6 protein-coding genes are annotated in these 5561 nt (G+C 30.0%); all 6 read left to right on the top strand.

Annotation, left to right across the window (positions count from 1 at the left end; translation table 11 throughout):
• A partial coding sequence (locus tag VK071_07280) for a sodium-dependent transporter (GenBank protein ID HLR35120.1) occupies nucleotides 1–832 on the top strand: 832 nt, incomplete at its 5' end.
• Between the two features lie 26 nt (nucleotides 833–858).
• Nucleotides 859–2217 (top strand): sodium-dependent transporter, encoded by a 1359-nt coding sequence (locus VK071_07275; protein ID HLR35119.1) that lies wholly within the window; start codon nucleotides 859–861, stop codon nucleotides 2215–2217.
• Between the two features lie 269 nt (nucleotides 2218–2486).
• A complete protein-coding gene (gene cobT, locus VK071_07270) occupies nucleotides 2487–3554 on the top strand; it encodes a nicotinate-nucleotide--dimethylbenzimidazole phosphoribosyltransferase (GenBank protein HLR35118.1) in 1068 nt (355 codons plus the stop codon).
• A gap of 4 nt (nucleotides 3555–3558) precedes the next feature.
• Nucleotides 3559–4095, top strand: a complete 537-nt coding sequence (gene cobU, locus VK071_07265) for a bifunctional adenosylcobinamide kinase/adenosylcobinamide-phosphate guanylyltransferase (GenBank protein ID HLR35117.1) — start codon at nucleotides 3559–3561, stop codon at nucleotides 4093–4095.
• Complete coding sequence (cobS, locus tag VK071_07260) at nucleotides 4065–4829, top strand: adenosylcobinamide-GDP ribazoletransferase (GenBank protein ID HLR35116.1); 765 nt, start codon at nucleotides 4065–4067, stop codon at nucleotides 4827–4829. The genes cobU and cobS overlap by 31 nt, the downstream gene beginning before the upstream one ends.
• Nucleotides 4820–5383 (top strand): histidine phosphatase family protein, encoded by a 564-nt coding sequence (locus tag VK071_07255; protein HLR35115.1) that lies wholly within the window; start codon nucleotides 4820–4822, stop codon nucleotides 5381–5383. Before cobS ends, VK071_07255 begins: the two co-directional genes overlap by 10 nt.
• Nucleotides 5384–5561 lie beyond the last annotated feature (178 nt).

Genomic DNA, 5561 nt, shown 5'->3' with positions numbered 1-5561 from the left:
TTCAAAAATACTAATCCCTTTACTTTTAGTAATAGTTATTATATTGGATATAAGGGCTATAACCCTTCCAGGAGGAAAGGCTGGTCTTTCATTTTTGTTTAAGCCAGATTTTTCAAAGCTGTCAAAAGAAGCAGTATTAGCAGCTTTAGGTCATTCTTTTTTCTCTCTAAGTTTAGGTATGGGAATAATGATCACTTATGGCTCATATATAGGGAAAAAAGAAAACTTGGGAAATACTGTTTTAAAGGTTACAATTGCTGATACAATAATTGCTTTACTTGCTGGTATAGCCATATTTCCAGTAGTATTTGCTTTTGGTATAGCTCCAAATAGTGGTCCTGGTCTGATATTTATTACATTACCAAATGTATTTCCACAAATACCAGGGGGATATATTTTCGCTATATTGTTTTTTGCATTAATAGCCGTAGCAGCATTAACTAGTACTATTTCGCTGCTAGAAGTTGTTGTTGCTTATGGTATAGAAGGATTTAATTTATCTAGGAAGAAATCAACTATAGTTTCTTTTACTTTAATAACTTTATTAGGAATATTTGCATCTTTATCAAATGGACCGTTATCGACAAAAAAGATTTTTGATAGAAATTTATTTGATTTCCTTGATTATTTAACAGCAAATTACTTTTTAACTATAGCAGCTTTTATAACCAGCTTATTCTTAGGCTGGAAATTAGATAAAAAATTAGTAGAAAAACAATTAACTAATGATGGAACTATTTCAGTAAGATATTTGAATGTGTTTAGATTTATTATTAAATATATAACTCCAATATTAATTATTGTTGTATTTATATCCGGGGTTTTCCTATAATAATATATTAATCTATATGGGAAGGAATGAAGCAATTTATGGAAAGAGAAAGCTTTAAAAGTAGTTTCGGGTTATTTGCGGCAGCTGTTGGTTCAGCTGTAGGGTTAGGTAATATTTGGCGTTTTCCATATATTACAGGAAAGCATGGAGGAGCAGCATTTTTAATAATATATTTAATATGTGTAGCTGCCATAGGAATTCCTGTAATGTTAGCAGAATTTATAATAGGTAGGGAAGGGAGAAAAAGCGCTATAAATTCTTTTAAAGAAATTGCTCCAAATAGTAAATGGTACCTAAGTGGAGTTCTCGGAGTTTTAGCAGGATTTTTAATACTTTCCTTTTATAGTGTTATAGCTGGATGGACCCTAGAATATTTAATAAAAGCTATAACCAATGAATTCGCAGGAAAAGATGTAAATGCAATTAGTAATATGTTTACAGAATTTACTTCACATCCAGTGCGCCCTATTATATGGCAATTTATAATATTAGCATTTACTGCTTATATAGTGGGAAATGGGATTGAAAAAGGTATAGAAAAATATTCAAGTATTTTAATACCTGCATTAATAATTATTATAATAATACTTGATATAAGAGCACTTACCCTTCCTGGTAGTAAAGAAGGTTTATCATTCCTTTTTAAACCTGATTTTTCAAAGGTAAATGGGAAGGTTATTTTTGCAGCTTTAGGCCACTCTTTTTTCTCATTAAGTCTGGGGGCAGGAACTATGATTACTTATGGTTCTTATATAAAAGAAGAAGAAAACTTGGGGAGAGCTAAGGTGAATATAGCTTTAGCTGATACAATAATTGCTTTACTTGCTGGTATAGCTATATTTCCAGTAGTATTTGCTTTTGGTATAGCCCCAAATAGTGGGCCAGGTCTTGTATTTATTACATTGCCAAATGTATTTCCTAAGTTACCAGGAGGATATTTATTTGCTATATTATTTTTTTTATTACTTTCATTGGCAGCTATAACTAGTACTATATCAATGTTAGAATCTGTGGTGGCCTATGTAATTGATAAATTTAATATAGGTAGAAAAAAGGCTACATTTATTTCTATAAGCCTAGTTTTTATAGTTGGTATATTTGCCTCATTATCTAATGGGCCTATGGCCAATGTATCATTTTTGGGTAGAACCTTTTTAGACTTTCTAGATTATATTACTGCTAATTATCTAATGACAATAGGTTCTATGATTTCAATAATATTTGTCGGTTGGAAATTGGATAGAAGTATGGTAAAGAAACAAATAACGAATAATGGCATATTAGATGTAGGATATTTAAGTTTATACGATTTTGTGGCAAGGTTTATAACGCCAATACTGATTATTATTGTATTTATATCTAGTATAAAAGGTTTAGGTGTCTAATATATTGTAAATTATATTATTATTTATTAAAAAGGTAAGATATTAAAGGGCTTGTATTATGGTAATTTAGAATTTTTAATAATCTATATATTATTGCTACACCCCCGGTAAAGTAGATTTTTTAAAAATCTCTAAAAATGTATAAACAAGCCTTTTAATAATGCTCAATAAAAGGTCTAAACTTTTAGCCTTTTTTATTTGACTATATTTGTAGGGAACAATATAATTATTGGTGGAGGAAACAAAATTTAAATGGAAGAAGGGGTAAATTGAAATTACTTAAAAGGGCTATAGAATCTATTAAATCTGTGGATGAAAATGCAAAAAAGAAGGCAGCTAATAGACTAGATAACTTAGTAAAGCCAATAGGTAGCCTAGGGGAATTAGAAGAAATAGTAATTAAGATGGCAGGAATTACTGGAAAACCTCATAATAAGATTGCGAAAAAGGGTATAGTTATAATGTGTGGGGATAATGGGGTTGTAGACGAAGGGGTAAGTGCATGTCCCCAATCTTTTACTACAATACTTACTTCTAATATGACTAAAGGTCTTACAGGTGTGTCTGTACTAGCAGAATTAACTGATACGGATATTACTATTATTGATATAGGGTTAAATGCAGATTTAGAACATCCTAAACTAATAAATAAAAAAATAAACTATGGGACTAAGAATATGACAAAAGAACCTAGTATGACTTATGAAGAGGCTATAGAAGCTATAGAAGTGGGAATAGAAATAGGGGACAAGCTTTATGGTGAAGGTTATGATATATTAGGCACAGGAGAATTAGGTATAGGAAATACAACAACAAGTGGTGCAGTTCTTAGCGTTTTTTCCGAACTTAGCCCAGATATAACCTGTGGCAAAGGAGCTGGATTAACTGATGAACAATATGGAAATAAAATAAATGCAGTAAAAAAAGCTATTGAAGTAAATAAACCAAATAAAGAAGATCCAATAGATGTAATTTCAAAGGTTGGTGGCTTTGATATAGCTGGAATGTGTGGATTGTTCCTTTCAGCAGGAAAGAATAGAAAGCCTATAATAGTAGATGGTTTTATTTCTTCTGCAGCAGCATTATGTGCAACAAAGTTTAATCCATTATTAAAAGATTATATATTTCCATCTCACCTTTCAAAAGAACCGGGAGCAGTATATATGATGAAAGAAATAGGTCTAAATCCAATGCTCCACTTAAATATGCGGTTAGGAGAAGGTTCTGGTTGTCCATTAGCTTTTCAAATAATAGAGGCAGCTCTATATATTATGGACAATATGGCTACCTTCGAAGAAGCCACTATAGATAATAAAGTGTTAGTAGATATTAGGTAATGATATGATAACTTTAATAACTGGTGGAGCAAGATCAGGAAAAAGTTCTTTTGGAGAAAGCTTGTATAAGGGTGAAAAGGATGTGGTATATATTGCTACATCTAAGGTTATAGATAAGGAGATGGAAGAAAGGGTTTTAATTCATAAAAAATCAAGGCCTTCTATTTGGAGAACTTATGAGGGAAATTATAATTTAAATAAAGCCATTGGAGAAGAAGAAAACTATATATTAGACTGTATTACAGTTCTTACTTCGAATATTATGTTTAATATGACTAAAGGAGAGGATAGAATTTCTTTAGAAATGCAGAAAAAAGTTGAACATGCTGTGTATAATGAATTAGAAAATTTAATTAATAATATACGAAAAAAGGATTACAATTTGGTTTTAGTTACTAATGAAATAGGATATTCTTTAGTGCCCGAGAATCATATAGGAAGAGTTTTTAGGGATATACAAGGAAGAATAAATCAAAGGATTGCTTCTTTATCTGATGAGGTATATCTGGTATGTTGTGGTATACCGGTGAAAATAAGATGATAAAAGGGCTAATACTTTCCGTTCAATTTCTTACAAGAATACCCATTAATATACCTGTAGAATTTAATGAAGATAATTTATCCAAAAGTACATTTTTCTTTCCTTTCACAGGTATGATTATTGGTGGTATTAGTGGTTTAATATACTATTTGTTTTTAAATATAAATAAGGATATAGCTTCTTTTTTAGCAGTAGTCAGTATTATAATATTGACTGGTGGATTACATTTAGATGGAATTTCTGATACTTTTGATGGTTTTTTTTCAGCCCGTGAAAAGGAAAGAGTTTTGGATATAATGAAAGATAGTAGGGCAGGAACCTTTGGAGTAGTAGGAGTAGTATTAGTTATTCTTTTAAAATATATAACTATTTCAAGTTTAAATGGAAAGGTTCCATTATATTTAGCATTATCCTGTGGAAATGGTCGGTTCATGGCAGCTATAATTATGTCTTTTGGTAAAAATGCTAGGTCAGGTGGTATAGGGGATATGTTTAGTAGTAGTAATCCAAAAAAATATGCATTAGTAGGTGGTACGATATACAGTATTATTGTACTTTTAATAGATCCATTATTTTTAGTATCAATAATCACCTCATTATTAGCTGTATTAATCATTACATATAAATCCTATAAAATTATAGAAGGTTTTACGGGAGATGTCTTAGGTGCTAATATCGAATTATGTGAAATAATCTCATTATTGACTTTTTTGGTGATGTTATCATGGATATAATTTTTCTACGTCATGGTGAAACTGAGGATAATATAAAAAAAGTATATAGTAGAAAAGAAGCTACACTTTCAAAAAAAGGAAGAAGTGAGATATTAGGATTGAAAGAAAACATATATAGTAAATCCTTTAGAAAGATATATGTAAGCCCTCTTAAAAGGACTCAAGAAACTATAGAATTATTAGAATTAAAAGGAATAGAAGACTCTAGGATAGAAGAATATAATTTTGGAATATTTGCGGGAAAATCCTATGAAGAAATAGCTAATATATACTTTAATGAAACTAAACTTTGGTCAGAAGATTATATTAATTATGAAATTCCAGAGGGAGAAAGTTTAAAAAATTTTTATTTGAGAGTTGTAGATTTTCTAGGAGAAATAACTAAAAAAGAGAAAGAGAATATCTTAGTAATAACTCATGAAGGAGTTATTAAGGCAGCTTTATGCTGGGTTTTTGATAATATTCAATACTTTTATAAATTTAAAATAAATAATGGCGGTATAATTACCATATCCATAAATGAAGGCTATAAATACATAAAAGTGAGTCAGTAGGGACGGTCCGAGACCACTGAAAAACATATTATAAAAGTTAACAGATTTACTAAAATTATGGATAAATGTATAGTAAAAACCCCCCTGAACTGATATAATATAGTTACCAGACTATAACCAGAGGGGGGTTTTCACATGCTTAAAGATAAAGATAATCAATTAAGCATCTATTCAATAT

The organism is Tissierellales bacterium, from assembly GCA_035301805.1.
Taxonomy (GTDB): domain Bacteria; phylum Bacillota; class Clostridia; order Tissierellales; family DATGTQ01; genus DATGTQ01.
This window is presented reverse-complemented; position numbering and strand designations above follow the sequence as displayed.